11 protein-coding genes are annotated in these 19,390 nt (G+C 43.9%); 10 read left to right on the forward strand and 1 reads right to left on the reverse strand.

Features of this window, described 5'->3' with window-relative positions; genetic code table 11:
- Nucleotides 1–25 precede the first annotated feature (25 nt).
- The 8 genes from V7Q13_RS02510 to V7Q13_RS02545 all read left to right on the forward strand — a co-directional run bounded on the left by V7Q13_RS02510 (nt 26) and on the right by V7Q13_RS02545 (nt 16,594).
- Nucleotides 26–7,003, forward strand: coding sequence for a fibronectin type III domain-containing protein (locus V7Q13_RS02510; RefSeq protein WP_333799109.1), 6,978 nt, complete (start codon nt 26–28; stop codon nt 7,001–7,003).
- 272 nt (nt 7,004–7,275) lie between these two features.
- Nucleotides 7,276–9,444: a GumC family protein gene (locus V7Q13_RS02515; protein ID WP_333799110.1), complete on the forward strand. Its 2,169-nt coding sequence runs from the start codon at nt 7,276–7,278 to the stop codon at nt 9,442–9,444.
- 5 nt (nt 9,445–9,449) lie between these two features.
- Nucleotides 9,450–10,538 carry an acyltransferase gene (locus V7Q13_RS02520; protein WP_333799111.1) on the forward strand — a complete coding sequence of 363 codons (1,089 nt, stop codon included), beginning with the start codon at nt 9,450–9,452 and terminating at the stop codon, nt 10,536–10,538.
- 3 nt (nt 10,539–10,541) lie between these two features.
- Entirely contained in the window at nt 10,542–11,891 is a 1,350-nt protein-coding gene (locus V7Q13_RS02525) for a lipopolysaccharide biosynthesis protein (protein WP_333799112.1), read from the forward strand.
- Nucleotides 11,888–13,087, forward strand: a complete 1,200-nt coding sequence (locus V7Q13_RS02530) for a glycosyltransferase (protein ID WP_333799113.1) — start codon at nt 11,888–11,890, stop codon at nt 13,085–13,087. Before V7Q13_RS02525 ends, V7Q13_RS02530 begins: the two co-directional genes overlap by 4 nt.
- Nucleotides 13,088–13,204: 117 nt before the next feature.
- On the forward strand, nt 13,205–14,665 hold the full coding sequence (locus V7Q13_RS02535; protein ID WP_333799114.1) for an O-antigen ligase family protein: 1,461 nt from the start codon (nt 13,205–13,207) through the stop codon (nt 14,663–14,665).
- 38 nt (nt 14,666–14,703) lie between these two features.
- Nucleotides 14,704–15,408 (forward strand): TolC family protein, encoded by a 705-nt coding sequence (locus V7Q13_RS02540; RefSeq protein ID WP_157478306.1) that lies wholly within the window; start codon nt 14,704–14,706, stop codon nt 15,406–15,408.
- Nucleotides 15,409–15,424: 16 nt separating this feature from the next.
- Nucleotides 15,425–16,594, forward strand: a complete 1,170-nt coding sequence (locus V7Q13_RS02545; RefSeq protein WP_333799115.1) for an acyltransferase family protein — start codon at nt 15,425–15,427, stop codon at nt 16,592–16,594.
- On the opposite strand, the gene V7Q13_RS02550 is transcribed toward V7Q13_RS02545, so the two are convergent.
- Nucleotides 16,575–18,230 (reverse strand): hypothetical protein, encoded by a 1,656-nt coding sequence (locus V7Q13_RS02550; RefSeq protein ID WP_333799116.1) that lies wholly within the window; start codon nt 18,228–18,230, stop codon nt 16,575–16,577. The genes V7Q13_RS02545 and V7Q13_RS02550 overlap by 20 nt on opposite strands.
- 120 nt (nt 18,231–18,350) lie before the next feature.
- Between V7Q13_RS02550 and V7Q13_RS02555 the strand changes: the two genes are divergently transcribed.
- Nucleotides 18,351–18,488 (forward strand): hypothetical protein, encoded by a 138-nt coding sequence (locus V7Q13_RS02555; RefSeq protein ID WP_157478312.1) that lies wholly within the window; start codon nt 18,351–18,353, stop codon nt 18,486–18,488.
- Nucleotides 18,460–19,353: a decaprenyl-phosphate phosphoribosyltransferase gene (locus V7Q13_RS02560; protein ID WP_333799117.1), complete on the forward strand. Its 894-nt coding sequence runs from the start codon at nt 18,460–18,462 to the stop codon at nt 19,351–19,353. Before V7Q13_RS02555 ends, V7Q13_RS02560 begins: the two co-directional genes overlap by 29 nt.
- Nucleotides 19,354–19,390: the final 37 nt, after the last annotated feature.

Consider the following 19,390-nt stretch of genomic DNA (forward strand, 5'->3'; position numbering starts at 1 on the left):
TCTTTTTCATTAAAACCTTTCTCAAGTGAAACGCTTAATCCTCTTCCTCACAATCCTTGCTTCTTGCACGGTTACATTTGGTCAGGCTGGTGTATTTGATCCCAATGACCCTATTGTAAATTACAATGCCGCAAGTCCACCTCCCAATCCCACGTTGAGTAGAATTACAAAATGGGTTCGTACTCCTCGTGTAAACTGGGATGCATCTCAGTTTAAGAGCTACATCTTCCAGGGTGTTCAGTTCCGGGTTATGTTCCCCAAAACCTATCAGCACAATGTATCTGATGGTAAGGTTTATCCTGCAACAGTTTTTTTGCATGGCTTGGGCGAACGTGGTTCTGCATTTGATAACGAATATCAGCTGCTCCATGGTGGTCAGACTTTTAGAGACCGTGTAAATAATGGCACTTACGATGGCTTTTTGATTTACCCACAGTTTGGAGCTAACAACTCTGGCTGGGGTTCTTCGCATTTTGCCACCTTGGCCAAGATTGTTGATTCAATGGCTAAGTATGTGAAAGTGGATGTGGACCGCGTAATGGTTCATGGACTTTCTATTGGAGGCCAGGGTGCCTGGAAGTTTATTGAAGAGTACCCTAAAGTATTTGCTGGTGCTCAGCCTATTAGTGGTGCATCGTTAGGTTATATTCCTGGTATCCCTAAGTACCTCGAAATTCCTATTCGATTGTATACAGGTGATAAGGATAATAACCCTGCACCTGGTACGGCTGTGGCATTGGTTGACTCTTTTAAAAACAGGGGAGGTAGTATTGTGCATACCCGTTATCCAACCCAAGGTCACGGGTGTTGGAATACCGCATGGGCAGAGTCTGCCTGGGTTCCTTTCATGAATAACATTCACAAAGCAAACCCTATTGTATATTTTGGAAGAAGCGAATTTTGCCCCGGAGATCCTGTTAATACTACACTTGGATTGACAGCAGGATTTGCTGCTTATGAATGGGAGAAAGATGGTGTGGTAATACCTGGTGCTACTACCAATAAATTGGTAGTAACCACTTATGGCACTTATCGTGCAAGGTTTAGGCGCACTGCAACTGGCAACTGGTCTGCATGGTCGCCTACTCCTGTAGTCGTGCGTATTAAGCCAACTACACTTACCCCGCCAATTCAAATTCAAGGCATGTTTAGCAATGTGCTGCCTGCATCTGATGGTAAAACAACTGTACCACTTTCTGTAGCCGGAGATTATACTGGTTACGAATGGCGTAGGGTGTCTGATAATGCTATTGTATCAACTGCAAAAGTATTTGAAGCTCCTGCAGGAACTTACAGGTTGAGGGTAACAGAATTGTACGGTTGTTCTTCAGAGTATTCAGCAGATTATACTGTAGTAAATGCAAACGGTGTTTCCGGATTGCCTGATGCTGCAGGCGGCCTATTAGCACTTGGAGCTTCTAAAACAACCATGCAGGTAGATTGGAGCGATAATCCAACACCGGTAAATAATGAAACCGGATTTGAAGTGTACAGAAGTACAACTGCCGGGGGACCATACACACTGATTGGCAAAACTGCTGCTGATCAGGTTTCTTTCCTCGATCAGGGCTTGAATCCAAATACCAACTACTATTATATCGTTCGTGCTGTAAATGCAAATGGTGCATCTGCAAATAGTGCAGAAGCTACAGGCAAAACACAGGTGGACGACAGTGCACCCAATGCACCTCAGAACTTAGTAATCACTACATCAAATCAAAACTCTATCTCACTTCAGTGGAATGAATCTACTGATGATGTAGGTGTAGACAAGTACGACATCTTTGTTGACGGACTGAAATCTTACACAACCAGCTCAAACTACTTTACAGTACCCAATCTGAATGGTTTCCAGACCTACAACTTCCAGGTTCGGGCACGAGATGCAGCTGGCAACCTGTCTCCTTTGAGTAGCCAAATTACGGGTCAGGCCGCAGCATCAGGTTTATCATACAAATTGTACAATGGCACCTGGACTGTACTTCCCAATTTTGCAACACTTACACCAGTGCAAACTGGCAGGTCAGCTAACGTAGATATTACCCTGAGAAATCAGACAAACAACTATGCCTTCCTTTGGGAGGGTACCATTAAAGTGCCAGTTGCTGGTAGTTACACTTTTGAAACTTGCTCCGATGATGGTAGCAAACTCTATATTGGCACATATAGCCATACAGCCACGGCATTAGTTAATAACGATGGTGCCCACGGCAACCAGTGTCGCACAGGTACTATCACTCTTACAGCAGGGTTACATCCCATTGCAATAAGTTACTTCCAGGGTAGTGGTGGACAATCAATGCAGGTATGGTGGCAAAGTACAGCTGCTGGTATTGCAAGGCAGCAAATTCCAAGTACTGCATTCGATGAATCTGTTCCTTTTGCTGGCGTTGCTCCGATTGCCCCTGCAAGTGTAAGAGCAAATGCTTTGGCTCACAATAGAGTTCAGGTAAACTGGATGGATATGAGTAATAATGAAACTGGTTTCGAAGTGGTTAGAAGCACTTCTAAAACTGGCCAGTTTATTACTGTTGGTACCATTGGAGCTAATACTACCACTTTCACCGACTCTATTGGTTTGTCAGCCAATACCCGTTACTTCTATAAAGTAAGAGCTATTGGTCAGTATGGCGAATCTGCATTTGCATTTAGCTATGCAGAAGCACGTTGGAGAATGAACAATAACAATGCCGATGCTACTGGGGGGGCGAATACGATTACACTTACAAATGGTGCTGCTTACAACACAACTGCCCAGGAGGGTACGCATTCAATATTGTTTGATGGAACAAATGATTTGGTAGAAGTTAGCGGACCTAATAACTTCTTGAAGTCAGCTTTCAATGCAAGAACAGTAAGCCTCTGGATTCGTCCGGAATTGCTTACAGGTACCCGTTTGCTGTTTGATTTTGGTGGTTCGGATAACGGTGTAGCTATGCGTATCAATGCTAATCAGTTGCAAGCTGCTGTGGTTAATGCGAATACTTCTGTGTCCGTTTCTACAAGCTTCACTGCTGCCAATGCTTGGTCTCACGTAGCTATGGTATATGCAGGTAACACACTGCGTATGTACGTTAATGGTGTACTTGCCGCTGAAAATACTAATCTATCGTTTAGCTCAGTGGCTGCTACTACCAATAACTCTCGTCTTGGTTATCACAATAGCGGAAATGCTTTCCGTGCAAATGCTTCTGCTTACTATCGCGGCCGCATGGATGACCTCCGGGTAATTGATGCGAACCTGAGTGCCGCAGAAATTGCACAGCTTATGAATGACGGCTATCAGTCTTCAGATGTAATTACACAGATTCTTCCTGCCGTACCTGCTGCTGCTACCAACTTGCTGGCTACTGCTACAGGAAGTAATACTGTAGATGTAACCTGGACTGATAATGGCACCAATGAAACTGGCTATGACGTTTATCGTTCATTGTCTAACAATACTACTTACCGCAAAATTGCTGCTGTAGCAGGTGCTGCAGGTACAGGAAGTACCATTACGTTTAACGATGCGTCTCTGTTTTCGAATGCTATTTACTACTATAAGGTTGTTGCAACCGGCGTAGGTGGAAATGCAGGTGATAGTAATGAGGATTCTGCGAAAACTGGAAATGATGTACCAGTAATTACAGCAATTGCCAATACTACCATGAAGTTTGGTACGATAAGAAATATTAGTATCAGCGCAACAGACCCGAACAGTGATGCCTTAACCATAACAGGCGTAAACCTTCCATCATTTGCAACTATTACAGATAATGGCAACGGTAGTGCAGGCATTTCATTATCACCACAAATTGGTGATATGGGTACTTATACTATTGAGTACGCAGTTACTGATAACTATGGCGGAGTAAGTACCGGAAGTTTTACCCTTTTGGTAGATGCAAACAATCCGCCTACATTGAACCCTGTAGTAGTAAGTTCTGTAGCGGAAGGTTCAGTTGGTAGTTTCAACATTTCAGCAACTGACCTTGATGGTCAAACTGGTCTCATCATTTCAGCTACAGGTTTGCCTTCATTTGTAACTCTTACAGATAATGGTAATGGTACGGCTCAGTTGAATGTTGCACCCGGCTACGCTGATGGTGACACCTACAACTTCACTGTACAGGTTGCCGATGCAAACGGTGCTATCGATACAAAACCCGTATCTTTTACAGTAACTGAGGTTGTTCCAAACGAACGCATTTTGGTAAGTATTCAAAAAGCTTCTGTAGCACCAAGTCCATGGAACAATGTGATTGGTTTAAATACCAATGCGCTTAAAAACACTACCGGTGCTTCTACAACAGTTGGTCTTTCTTTCCAAACTACTGCCTGGAATACCTTCGATCAAGGACCGGTAACTGGCAATAACAGTGGGCTGTATCCCGATGCAGTAATCAGAGATTACTATTACTTCGGCATTTTTGGTGCACCAAATACCATAAATGTTCGTACAACTGGTTTGAACCCAGCCAAGAAATACAAGTTCAGTTTCTATGCAGGTAGTAAGTGGACTGGTACTCCTGATAATGGTACCACTACATTTACTATTGGTAGCCAAACGGTGAGCCAATATGTACAGAACAATAACCAGAACAAAGTTTCTATTGATAATGTGCAGCCAGATGCTTCAGGTATTGTAACCTTTAGCATGGGCAAAGCTGCTGGTACACCGGCTGGATACATCAATGCTCTTGAAATTGAATCAGCATTTGATGACGGTTCTGCACCAGCAATGCCTAAGGGTTTTGCAGCAGCATTGTTGCCTGCAGGTGGTGTAAAGCTTACTTGGAGAGATGTAGCTTACAACGAAACAGGGTATGAGATTTACCGTTCATTGGAGCCGAATGCAAACTTTGTATTGCTCAATCCTGGTGCGGCCAATTTGAATACCACTTCGTACGATGATTTGACAGTTAGCAGCAGCACTACGTATTATTATCAGATTCGTTCTGTAGGTAGTAACGGTAGTTCTGCATACACGCCAACTGTATCAGTAACAACTGGTAATAAACTGCCTGTCATTACCGGCGGTGGTACCTTGTATGTAAAAACTGATGCTCTTGCTACCTTGCCATTTACAGCCGTTGATGATGCTGAAGATGTATTGACAGTAACGGCCAGCAACCTGCCAGCGTTTGCTACATTGGTAAACAACGGCGGTGGTTCTTACCACATTGCTGCTACACCAACAGTAGACAATATCGGTGTTTATAACGGCATCGTTATAACTGTAGCTGATGATAAAGGTGCAAGTGTAACAAGAACAGTTTCAATCAGTGTATCTGATAAGAATACAACAGCCATCTTCCTCAACTTTGGAAGTGATAATATGCCTGCAGCAACACCATGGAACAATTTGTTGGGTTATCCAATGGGTAACAAAAACATCCAGAACATGCGTGATGAAAATGGCGCTTTGACTACAGTCGATTTCTCTCTGGTTCAACAATGGACTGGCACAACAGATCTGGGTCATATCACTACCGAAAACTCCGGTGCCTTTGGAGATGAAGTAATCCGCAGTGCTATTTACGAAAGCAGTACCAATAGCAAGCAGGTGAAGTTCTCTGGTCTTACCCCTGGCAAGTTGTACAATATCGCCTTCTTGGGTAGTGTAAATGCTGGTTTCGATGCATCTGCAACCATCACAAGTGGTACACAATCAGTTCAAATGCAGGCTCGTTACAACAACGATACTACCACCCGCCTGAATGGTTTAGTACCTGATGCAAACGGTGAAATATTTGTGACCATTACCAAAAACAGCACAGCTTTATACAGCTATCTGAATGGTCTGGTGATTGAATCTTACGATGGAACTGTTGGTACATTGGCTCCTGTAGCGTTGAAGGCAACTCCGGAAACCCGTACTTCTGTATCGCTCCATTGGTCAGACAGAGCTAATAACGAAACAGGGTATGAACTTTGGAGAGCAACAGCTGGCGGTTCTTATGCACTTATTGCTACATTGCCTGCTAACACCACCAAGTATACCGACAACACTGCATCTGCAAGTACTCGTTACTTCTATGTAGTTAGGGCTACCGTAAGTGGTGGTGGTACAGAGTTTAGCAATGCTGCTTCAGTAATTACACCAAGCAATATTGTTTACCTGCACCTTACCAACCAGTATCCTGCTCCGGCTCCTTGGAACAATACAAGGGTGATACCACAAGTAGGTGATCGCTATGAAAACCTCAACAATGATTTGGGTAACATTTCTGGTGTAGCCGTAAATCTGGTGTCAAGTTTCAACGGTGAATTCTGGGCTGGTATGAATACGGGTAATAACAGCGGCATTTTCCCAGACCCAGTATTGATTAGTAGCTACTGGATTGATAATGGCCAGAAAGTACTCATCCGTATTGATGGTTTGAACCAGTCACTCAAGTATCGCCTTGGCTTCTTCGCCAGTGCCGACTGGAACTATAACCTCACTACAAGCTACACCGTAAATGGTCGTGTCAGGTTCCTCAATGCTTCTAAGAACACTTCACGTGCTGAGTATATCGATGAAATTACTCCTACCAACGATGGAGAAATTTATCTCGAGGTTTCTACAAACAGCCTGGCACAGTTTGGCTTCCTGAGTGGATTAATCATTCAGGGTTACTCTGCAGCAGCTGCACCCGCAGCACCTGCTAAGCCAGTAATGATGGTGCCGCCTGTGGCCCAGCAGAAACCTGGTAAAGTGGAAACCGCTACTGAGGCCCGCAAGGTGAATGTGAATGCTCCTGAAGTTGCTACAAATACAACCGTAGCTGCTTATCCGAATCCGTTCCGCAATGAAATTACTTTCAAGCTGTCTGGTTTGGAAAAAGCGAAGGGCTATCAGATTCAGCTCCTCAATGCCAACGGCATGGTAATAGCTGACCGCAAAGCAAATATGGCTGCCGGCAATACCGTAAATATGAATGTTTCAGGCTTGGGCCTCAAGCCAGGCATGTACATGGCACGGGTAATTGTTGATGGCAAAGTGACCAAGTCAATTAAGTTATTGAAGATAGAATAAGGGTAAGCGTGACGGCAGGTGGTCTCCTTTTTAGGAGGCTGCCTGCTTTTTTACAATCCATATTCATCATCATCTTGTATGGCGGTGTATATGGATTTTTTGTAGGTTTTATAGTCATCAACGTACGCTAAACTCCGTGTTTTACAATTAATTATTGTATCTGGTGTTGCATCATTGACCATAATTTATGGTACATTGCATGCACTGTGAAGGGTGGCTTAGCCGCCTGTATATACCTCTACTTAACCACCGATACCCAAATTCCAACCACCATGGATTTGATCTTTTTTTATCAGGCACTTGCTAAAAGAAAGTGGCTGGTACTCTTACTCACCATACTTGCAGCCGCAATTGGTTTTTCTTACGCCTTCTTAAAAAAGAAAAGCTATCTCTCTAGTGCTCAATATTCTACTGGTCTTACCATGCAATCGAAAGCTTTGCAGGAAGACTTCAACGTTTTTGAAATAGACGTAAAATTCAACAACGTGTTGGAAACCTTTAAATCGCCCAATGTAATTGGGATGATGACTTACCGTATTCTGCAACATGACCTTACTGCCGACAAACCATTTAAAGTTTTGACGGAAAAAGAGAAGGCAGAAGTAGGTGCCCTTGGTATAGCCAAAGAAAAGGCCGTTCAGATTCTGAAAAATAAAATTGACTCCGTTCGCTTGCTTTCAACTGCCAATGCAGATGAAAATAAGCTGATTGAAATGCTCGAAATATATGGGTACGATTATGAAAGCTTCGTGAGCACACTGAGCATCAACCGATTGGCCCGTACCGATTATATTGATATCATTTACCGGTCAGAAAATCCGATTTTATCTGCTACAGTGGTAAATGCCATTGGTCCTGAATTTATGCGATTTTACAATTCGTTGTCCAATGTACGCTCCAACGAATCTATGGAATCAATCAACCGGCAGCTGCAACAAAAGGCTAAGGAGTTCGACAGTACTTTCAGTAAACTACAATCTACAAAAGTTGGCTTGGGTACCGCAGATATTTCTGCAGCGGTTTCGGCGGCATTGAGTATAGTGCAAGATTATGAAACCAAACTGGCTGATGAGAAAGGAAACTACAACCGGAATATGGCGCAGTTGCAATCGGTAACAGGACAGCTGCAAAGAATGCCGCCGCCGGTGAGTGGTGGTGGAAACAACAGCGAAATTGTTGCAATTCGTAAGCAAATAAGTACACTCGAGGCAGAGAACAATGCGAAAGGCGGCAATGACCAGGCATTGTTGCAACGGATTAAAAAACTGCAACAAGACCTGATTGAAAAAGGCAGAAGTAATAACGTGGAAAGACCGGATGAAGATTTGCGTAAAACACTTCAGCAACGCAAATATGAACTTGAGGCAGACATTGCATCCGCAAAAGGAAATATTGCAGAATATGAAAGCATGATACGCAAGTATCAGGCTCAGGCTTCTTCATTAGCAGGTAAAGATGTGGATGTATCCCGTGAACAGGCCAAGGCTGATATTGCATCGAAAGAATTTGCCGATCTCAAACAACGCTTTGAGGCAGTACAAGGGTACAAGCAGGATGGAGGATTGAACTTCCGTCAGACACTGATGGGGCAGCCTGCGTTGAAACCTGAATCTTCTCGTACCATTTTGACAACAGGTTTGGCTGGTATCGTAACGTTCTTCCTAATCAGCTTCATTATTCTATTGTCCGCATTTTTTGATAACTCGATCAAATCGCCATCTCAATTTGCAAAAGTGGCTGGTTTTAAGCCACTGGTAAATTTGAGTTTGATACCCTTAAAAAAGCAATCCTTAATGGCATTGCTCGATGAGCCGGTGAATGAGAAAAAAGCTACTGAAAAAGTATTGTTCATTAACGGCATACAACAGTTGCGTATTGAATTGCAATCGCAAAAAGTGCATTCGCTTGTAATGGCCAGTTATGAAAGAGGGGAGGGTAAAACCGTTGCAATCGTTGCCCTTGCAAAAAGCATGGCGCAGGCAGGTAAGAAAGTATTGGTGATTGACGGCAACTATGTTTCTGCATCACTTACAGAACAATTGAGTGGTACTGATGGATTGTCTCCATTACTGGGTACTACAGTTTCTACTGCTACATTGAAAAAACATATAACAGACTCTGCTGTACCAGGTATATCCATACTAGGTATAGCAGCTTCCGCCGCAACACCCGTCGGCCTTGCTGATACCATTGCTCAGATTTTGGAAGTTGCTAAATCAAACCCAGATTTTGATTGCGTATTGATTGAAGTGGCTGCGTTGAAATATCATGTAGACGGACTGGAAGTACTTGCCAGCTCTGAAGCTGTGGCAACGATTCATGCAGCAAACAATGTGTTGAATATTGCTGCTATTGAAAGTATGCAGCGAGTGCAGCAGTATGGCAAAAACTACCTGGGCGCTGTATTGAATAAAGTGGAAATGGACGTGTTAGAAATGTAAGCCGCATGCAGTCGCTTCAACAAAAAACGAACCGCTACGGGTGGATAGATGTTGCAAAAGGTGTTGCCATTATTCTGGTGGTATACCGGCATGTGTTTGAGGGACTGTCGAGAGCAAATCTTGGTACCGAATCATTTCCCATGCTTGAAGATGCCAACATTATGTTCTTCAGTTTTCGCATGCCTTTGTTTTTTATGATCTCGGGTATTTTTGTAGCCTCCAGCTTAGCTAAAAGAGGCTTTGGTTGGTTTGCGTTGAATAAGACAGGTACCATACTCTATCCTTTTTTGCTCTGGGGTTGTTTGCAAATCACATTGCAATTCATCATGTCGAAATACACCAATGCAGACCGTAATTGGATTAGTTATTTCGATTTGATTGTCAGGCCCCGTCGTATCGATCAGTTTTGGTATTTGTATGCTTTGTTCAATGTATCAATGCTGTTTGCGTTGCTGTCGCATTGGTTCAAATTACAAGCATGGCAACATGTATTGTTGGGTATTATTTTGTACGCTGCTTCTGGTGCCATTACGGTGTATCATATCGAAACCGGATTTGTGTATGATATTTTACACTACTACATTTTTATGGCCTTGGGTAGCTGGATTGCTCAATACATTTTTAGGCCTGCAGTAGAAGTATGGGTAAAGAAGACTTGGGTATTATTGCTGTTGCTGCCGTTATTTCTATATGCTAATTATCAATTTTTGATGATTAATAATAGTCATGGTAGCGCCAACCATATTGAGTATTACCAACCGGCATTGTATTTCTTCATTGCAGAGATTGGCGGCCTGTTTATGCTCATGCTAAGTATGCAACTCAATGGTACAGCTGTCGGCAAAATTTTCGCAGCCATTGGCAGGTATAGCCTGCAGATTTATGTAATGCATGTGCTGGTAGCATCGCTGGTGCGCACCGTTTTCAGTAAATTCATCGGCTATACTTACGTGCCAGTGTTATTGTTCATATGCATTGCTTTGGGCATGCTCATACCCATGTTGGTGGCCAGCATTGCACAAAAGAAAAACTGGCAATGGATTTTTCAATGGTCCTTTGAAAAGAAACCTGCTCCAACATTGGTGACACAATAATTCATGGCAAGCAATACACATACCGCCAGCTCTACACTCAAAGCAGGATTGTACAGCGCCCTCATTAAGGCCAGTACATTGGTGTTCGGTATTGCCAGTACGGTTATTCTTACCAGAGTACTCACCGAATCTTCTTTGGGTACATGGGCGCAATTTTTACTCATCAGTTCTATTATAGAAATCATCAGGCAAAGCATGGTGCGTAATGCCCTTATTCGCTTTTACCATGTAGCAAAAGCCGATGAAAAAGATGCCGTTTATTCAGCCGCCATGTGGCTCAATGTTTTTATCACAAGCCTCTCCAGTGTGGCATTGGTGCTGCTGGCATTATTCAATATCGAAGCCCCGCTGCATGCAGCCGGCCTCAATGAAATGTTGCTGTGGTTTATTCCCGGAAATATACTCATAGGAGTAAGCACCTATTTTGAATGGCGCATGGCTGTATATCCCAATTTCAAACCGGTATTTCATGCATTGTTCATCCGTCAGGTAGTGGCGTTGAGCATCGTTGTTTTACTGGCTTTCGGATGGTTAGATATGTCGGGCTCTGCACTGGTTTGGGCATACAACGCCGGCATCTTTGCATCGGCAATATTTATTCTGTGGAAGCACAATAGTGTGTTCCGGTTTCGCTGGCATTGGGATGCCGCTTGGGTGAGTAAGTTTGTACACTACAGTAAATATGTTGTGGGTACAAATGCTGCGTCTTCTGTGTTCAGAACCACCGACCACTTCATGACTTCTATGCTGATTTCTTCGGCGATGGTTGCTCCATTAAGTATTTGTGCCAGGCTTACCAATATTATCGACATTCCTTCGCAGGTATTGGCCGATGTGTTGTTCCCCAAATCTGCAGCACTGCATGCCGGTGGTGGAAACAATGAAGTAGGTGCTTTGTATGAACGTGCTGTTGGCATTGGGCTGGCCATTGTTATTCCTGCTGCATTGTGTGTGATTGCAGTGCCCGGAATTTTCTTATACCTCATTGGCGGCGAAAAATACACCAGCTATACGCAGTTGTTGCAGCTTTGTGTATGTGTGAGTTTTTTCATGCCTTTTTTGCGGCAGTTTGGTACGCTGCTCGATTCAACAGGAAAGCCACACATCAATATGACCATGATGATGGTGCTGATGACCGTGAGTGTGATTGCCTGTTACTTGTTCATCAGCTCCGTTGGATTGAAAGGCGCTGCTTATGGTGTGCTAACGGCTCATACATTTGTGTTTATCATCAATCAGCTAATCATGCGTCGTTTGTTTGATGTATCAATACCTCGGATATTCATGCAAATGATATATGCATACCAATATTTGTTGGGCATTGCAAAAACTAAACTGGCTTGGGCAAAATGAGTACAACCAACCAACATACCAGCTTTGTAATGATGGGCCTGCAGCCTTGGGATATTGAAATTGGCAGCAATTTCAAAAACATGGCGGAGGAATTGTCGAAGCAGTACCCGGTGTTGTACATCAACCGGGCACTCGATCGTATTTCTGCTATTCGCCAGCGAAAGGATGCAAAGATTATTCAACGGAAAAAAGTTCGTGCATCTGGAAGCCTGTTGATTGAGGAAGTACAACCCAACCTGTTTGTATTGACACCAACTGTTATTCTTGAATCCATCAACTGGATTGGACATGCAGGTTTGTTTGACTGGTTCAATAAACGAAACAACCAGCGCCTTGCTGCAGATATTGAAAAAGGAATGCAGCAGCTACATTTTCAGCAACCGTACTTACTCATCGATAATGATTTTTTTCGAGGACAATACCTTCATGAATTGCTGCCGGTGAAAGCCACGATTTACTATATCCGTGATTATCTGAATGCACAGCCGTATTTCAGTAAGCATGGTAAAAGACTGGAACCTGCTCTCATGGCCAAAGCCAATTGTGTAGTAGCCAATTCAAAGTATTTGTCCGATTACGGCAAGCAAAACAATCAGCATAGCTACGATATTGGTCAGGGTTGTGATTTTAGTGGCTTGCAGACTGAATCATTGCCTTGTCCGGAAGATTTGGCCGGCATTGCTAAGCCAATCATTGGCTATACAGGCGCATTGATACAATCAAGGTTGGGGATAGAATTGCTGGAGCATGTAGCTCAACATGTAAAGGCATCGTTGGTATTGGTGGGGCCGGAAGATGAGGCATTTCGCAACAGCATACTGCATCAATTGCCGAACGTGCATTTCTTGGGTACTAAGCCTGCTGCATCCTTGTATGCCTATATACAGCATTTTGATGTGTGTATCAATCCACAGGTGCTTAATGAACTCACTATTGGCAATTATCCCAGAAAAATAGATGAGTATCTGGCATTGGGAAAAGATATTGTAGCCACCAAAACTGTAGCTATGGAAATGTTTGAACCCTATGTAAAAACAGCGGAAAGCCAAGAAGATTTTGCAGCGGCAATCAACGCATATTTACAACAGCCGGGTGATGCCGCCATGCAAGCAAATCGAAAAGCCTTTGCTTTGTCGCATACATGGGCTGCTTCCATTGCTGCTATGTTTAATGCGATGCAAAAAGCAGGAATTTAATAGAAGCATATGGCACAACGTAACAGCACAAATGATCGCATACTGGAAGTAATTCTTACCACCATGATTGCAGTGGCCATGTTATTTATTTTCATGAAAGTGTTGTTTTTCTAAAGTATGAGACTGGCATCAAATACATACAAAGCATGGATTGATACCCTCATCGGTAAAGCAGTTTTAATTGCCATTACAGCTGTGGTGGCTTTTCTGGTGGCATCCAACCAACTGGTGCTGGCAATGGCTGTAGCAGCAGCGCCATTGGGTATTGGTTTCGTATTGGCTGTATTGGGCAATCCTTACTTTGGTTTTTATGCGCTATTTGCCTACACGTTCATCATGTTTATGCCGGGGCGTGTATTGGGAACAGATTTACCAGTGGGTATTGGCGCCGAATTATTAACGGTACTGGTACTCATGAGTGCTTTGCTACGCAAAAAAGTGCAGCAGCAAAAGATAGATGGTTTTGTACGGCAGCCGGTAAGCATCATGCTCATCATCTACACTGCGTATTTACTCGTTGAGTTTTTCAATCCCAATATGCGCAGCATGTCCGGGCTTATTTTCTATTATCGGAAAGTACTCGCCTTTCTGCTTATTTATTACATCGCTTATTTGTTGCTCGACGATTTGCCCAAAATTGTTCGCTTTTTTAAGTTCTGGCTCATCATGTGTGTGCTGGCTGGGCTCTATGCCTGCAAACAGCAGTGGTTCGATTTTTTTGGTTTCGAAACCCGTTGGCTCATGAGTGATCCGCACAAAGTGAAACTCTATTATCAGGGTGGCATGTTCCGTAAAATGTCATTTTTAAGCGACCCTGCTGCCAGTGGTATTTTGTTGGGTTATACTGCCGTTATTGCATTGGTATTATCACAGTTCAAACCTTTTGCAGCATACAAACGCTGGTTGTACTTTGCATGTGTGGCCATGGTTTTAGGCGCCGTGTATTCTGGCACCCGTACATCGTACATCGTTTTTGCAATTGGTGTCGCTATTTACATCCTCATGAATTTTCAGCAGAAACGAACACTCATTTTTACCGGGGTTTCATTGTTGGCATTGGCGTTTATCTTATTTGGGCCAGTCAATAATGCCGCCATCAACCGGGTTCGTACCCTCATGAATGGCACCAACGATGCATCGCTGAAAGTGCGGGATGAAAACAGAGAATTAATTCGGCCATACATGCTGTCGCATCCCATGGGTGGCGGATTGGCTACGAATGGGGTAGAAGGCGAACGATACAATCCCGGGCATGAACTGGCTGGCTTTCCTACCGACAGCGGCTACCTCAAATTTGCCTTGGAAGCTGGCTGGATAGGCCTGGTTATTTTGTGCCTGTTGTACTTTGTGATGATGCAACAATGTGTGCATCATTATTACCGGTCAAGAAATCCTACCATCAAAGCATTGTACTGCGCCATGGCGGCGGCATTGTTTGCGCAAATTGTAGCCCACTACGGACAAATAGCCATTGGCCAAATGCCCGGCATCTTATTTTTCTTTGCGCTGATGGCCGTCATTGGACGACTCAAACAGTTTGATGACCCCAACATTGCCTGGGAGGAAGAAGAACAGTAAAGCCCGATTACCTACTTTTAAAACAAATCTCCACGCTTATGAAACCCGGAAAGTATAGCTGCCTGATGATTGCATTGTTGCTGAGCAGTGTAGCGGCTGTTGCACAATCACCCCAAATGAGACCTGATTCTACTATCAAAGACATCCGTCAGCGATTGATAGAACTGGCACTGCCCGGCCCCGATATGGAAATTGCCGACCGCAATGAAATCATCGCACAGCAACAATTGCAGCGTTCCAAACGCACCATCATGAACCAGCTGATTGTGACGGGTAACCTCAATGAATTTTCTATCAAAGGAAGTCAGCCAACACAAAATCAGGCCAACCTTTTTCCGCGGTACAATATCGGTTTGCAATTGCCGCTGGGTGTGATGTTTACACGGGCAAAAGACATTCGGGTGGCCGAGCAAAATGTAGCCATTGCACATGCGGAACGTTCAAAAACCTATGGCGAAATCAAGGCCATCATCCTGAAAAACTATGAAGATTTTTTGATGTATTCAGCACTGTTGGATGTACAAACCAAATCGACTTCTGCCGAATACCTCAACTTTTTAAAAGTAGAAAGCGACTTTGAAAACGGTGCTGCTACTGAAGATGCGTACAATGATGCATTGAAAAAGTACAACGAGGAAATGACGAAGAAAATCAATACCCAACGCAACCGTGAAATTGCCCGTATCGAAATTGAAAAATACATCCTCGTTCCGTTGGATGACGTAATTAAAGGCTTGCGTTAATTTCTACTGCACACATATGAGCAATGCTACCGCACAAAAGAAACCGCAAATCTTTTTTCCCAACCTGGATGGCCTGCGTTTCTTCTCCTTCTTTGTTGTGTTTTTGTTTCATAGCAATAAAACCATTTTCAGCAACCTGAAGGGTACGCAATGGTATGACCTCACCAATGGGCTGTTTCAGAATGGTAATCTTGGGGTGAATTTCTTTTTTGTACTCAGCGGTTTTCTCATTACTTATTTGCTGATAAAAGAAAAGGAATTTGCCGGCGATATCAACGTGGGCAAGTTTTATGTGCGGCGTATTTTGCGCATCTGGCCCTTGTTTTATGCCTGTATTTTTTTAGGCTTTGTGGTGTTTCCACAAATAAAAATAGCCTTGGGTGGCCAGCCCGATGAAGTAGCCAATATCTGGTACTATGTACTCTTGGCCAACAACTTCGACTTCATGCACAGCTGGCCCGTAGTGCCAGATGCATTGATTCTTTCTGTGCTTTGGTCAGTAGCAGTAGAAGAACAGTTTTACCTGAGCTGGCCGGTTTTGGTTCGGTTTATCAAGCTACGGTTGCTGCCGGTACTAATGGTGGGTATCATTATTGGCACACTCATTTTCCGCAGCTTTTACACCAACAATGATGAGCATGATTACGGTGTACGTTACTTCCACACATTTGCTGTGATTGGCGATATGGCCTGGGGTGGACTGTTGGCCTACGGTGCCGTTTTCAGCAAACGCTTTATGCAGTTTTGGGAAGCCTTACCCAAACGGGTAATCGCCGGTATTTATGTAATGGCTTTTGCTATTTTATTTTTCAAAAAAGACATACTGCCACCCATTCCTGTGGTGCTGGTTTTTGAACGCCTGATTATTGCTATTGTGTTTGGCGCCATTATTATGGAGCAGAACTACAGCAAACATTCGCTGTTCAAAATGCAATCCTTGAAACGCATTTCAAAATTGGGCGTGTACACGTATGGCTTGTACTGCCTGCATTTTGTAGGCATTATTGCAGCTGGTGTGGTATTTGACAAACTGCACCTCGACCGCCGCAGCCCGGGTATTTCATTTGCAGAAATGTTGCTGGCACTGGCATTGAGCCTCGCCATCAGCATTGCTTCTTACCATTGGTTTGAAAGCTGGTTCCTGAAATGGAAAGACAAGTTTGCTGTTATTGTAAAGGGGAAGTAGCGCTGCTGTCTTTGGCGGCATGCTTTGGTACAAACACTTCAATCCAGGTATCAGTCGGGCGGCGTGGCGCATGAAACGAATCTACCAGTTCATAGTTGGTCAGCAGTGAGTCACGTACTTCAAATGGAAAGAAGTTGTTGAGCTTTGGCATGTATTCAAACAAAACCAAATCGTAGTATTTATTGTGTACACGGTCGGTGTACAGCTTGGTTTCTCTGTCGAACATGGCTACGCCACGGTGGTGCCACAGTGGAATATGAATGCCGCGGTCTTGTTCGTATTTCATTTCCAAAATGAGCGGTGTCAGTTCTGTAAAGTTGAGAATACGACGAGGTTTGTCAGTAGGTTTGGTTACCGCATCCATCATCATCACTCGTTCAATTCCTTCAACAGTTGAAGGCGGCATGTAAATTTTTTCAAAGCCTTTTCTGTTCGAAAAAATCCATTTACTCATGGGTACATCTGATGAGTCCGACTTAATCATGTACGTGTTTCTGCCCACGGCGGCAGCGGCTGTTTGCTCTCCACTATTGGCCCTGCTTACAATGCGGTTGATGTATTTCCAATACGTGCCGCTCCACCAAAGCAGCATGCCGGCCATTACCACAGTAATAGTTTTAATTGAATTGAAATTGAGGTCGGCCATGCGCTGGCCCAACAATTGCAAAATGAAAACAGCAGCAAAACTGTGAAAGAAAATATTGTTGTCGGGTGGCGTGTAACTGGTGATTTGAAAGATGCTGGCTTCGGCCAAAATGCCCACAGTAAGCAGGAAAAACAGCATCATCATTTTATCGGCCCACAGTTGTTTCCATTTTAGCAGACGGGGCAGCATGAGTAGTAAAATGATGAACAGGTAAAACTTAATCCACTGCGAATTAGTGAAGAATTCATCTACAATATCAAACGCCGACAACCGGGAGTTGTGCGGTGGCTGGCCATGATTGAACCAGTAGCCAAAATCGGTTCCCCGCAGGGGCAGTAAGAAAAAGGCGGCTGCCAATGCTGTACCGGCCAACGCTGCGGGCAGGTACCACCATTTTTTATCGGCAATACTGGCGTAGCCAATCAATGCGAGGCCAATCACAATGGCCATGCCGCCACCATCTTGCTTGGTAAAAAAGCTGATGAACAGGAAAGCACCACCAGCCGCAAACCACAGCAAACGGAGTTTGTTTTGGCTCGTGATGGCTTTAAGTAAAAGGGCCAATGCTACAAATTCATACACGATGACTGTGTGGTTGTACCAGGGCCAAAAATTGAAAAAAGAAAATGACAAACAAAAGAGCAATACGCCGGCCAGCCTGAGTCCGGGCTGCACCTGAAGTGATTTGAGCATGCTCCTGAAAGCCAAGCCAGACAGAATGTTGATGAAGACTTGTGCCTTTACCAATGTGACCAGGCTGGGGCCGAATATTTTGAAAAAGAATGCAGGTACCACCCAAAACATATAGCCCATGGGCAGGCCAAAATCTTGAAACGGTGTTTGGCCCTGCGAAATGCGGTAAGCGCCTTCCCAAGACAGGAAGATATTGACCCGATACGGAAAAGTGCTGAAAAGCGGCACCAATGCAAAGGCAATAATGATGAGGATGTCGGAAGTGAAAAGGAGTCGTTGTAGTTTGGTTGGTTGCATGGCTAGGAGGGTATAGGGCGTAAAAATATTCAGTAAACCTATACGCAGCGTGTTTGGTTTTGATGGAAGGCAAAAGGTCTTTTGCTTTGGGTAGATATACTGAAAAACAATCGCTTATTCATGATTTATTTACATGATGCCGTTACCTTTACACATACACTTAAACCAAGCACTTACACACCCAAGCTGTATGTTTCCGGCAGTTTTCGGGTACTAACCTTTATTGCAGATGAAATACATCCAACTGCTACGCCCTAAAGAGTGGGTCAAGAATTTATTTCTGTTGATACCGCTGTTTTTTGCCGGCGAAATGTTCAACACAGAAAAACTGCTGATGCTGGTGCCGGGCTTTTTTGCCTTCTCCTTTGTGGCCAGCACCATTTATATCCTCAATGATTACCGCGACCGTGAAGATGACCGCAAGCATCCTACCAAGTGTAAGCGGCCGTTGGCTGCGGGGCTCATTCAACCTGCGATGGCATTGGCCATTGCGGCGCTGCTGCTTATTGCAGGTTTTGCATTGGCATACATGGCCAATCCCAAAATGAAATTCTTGTTTGTGTTGGGTATTTACTTTTTGCTCAACGTGGGGTATTCATTAGGGTTAAAAAACATCCCGATACTCGACATTGTTATCATTGCCGTGGGCTTTGTGTTTCGGGTAAAAGGTGGTTCCATTATTACTGTTGTTCCCATTTCAGAGTGGCTTATCATCATGGTGTTTTTGCTGGCGCTGTTTATGGCCATTGGTAAGCGTCGGGATGATGTTTTGCTGAAACTGAAGTCGGGTACAGATATGCGCAAAAGTATCAAAGGCTATAACCTCGATTTTTTAAACGTGAGTTTGTCGCTGGTGTGTGCCGTCATTGTGGTAGCGTATTTCATGTACACCATGAGCCCCGAAGTAATACAACGCATGGGCACCTATCGCTTGTATTATACCTGCTTGTTTGTGCTGGTGGGCATACTGCGGTATTTGCAAATTGTATTTGTATTGGAGCGTTCGGGTTCGCCAACCCGCATTTTTATCGGCGATCGTTTTTTGCAAATATGCATGGCACTTTGGGGTGCCTCGTTTTACTTTTTGGTATACCTTAAGAGTACCATCACGTTTTTTGAATAACCCTTACCACATTACAAAAGCAACGCTTTTGCAGTGA

The sequence above is a fragment of the Phnomibacter sp. genome (genome assembly GCF_036803085.1).
In the GTDB taxonomy this organism is placed as follows: Bacteria; Bacteroidota; Bacteroidia; order Chitinophagales; family Chitinophagaceae; genus Phnomibacter.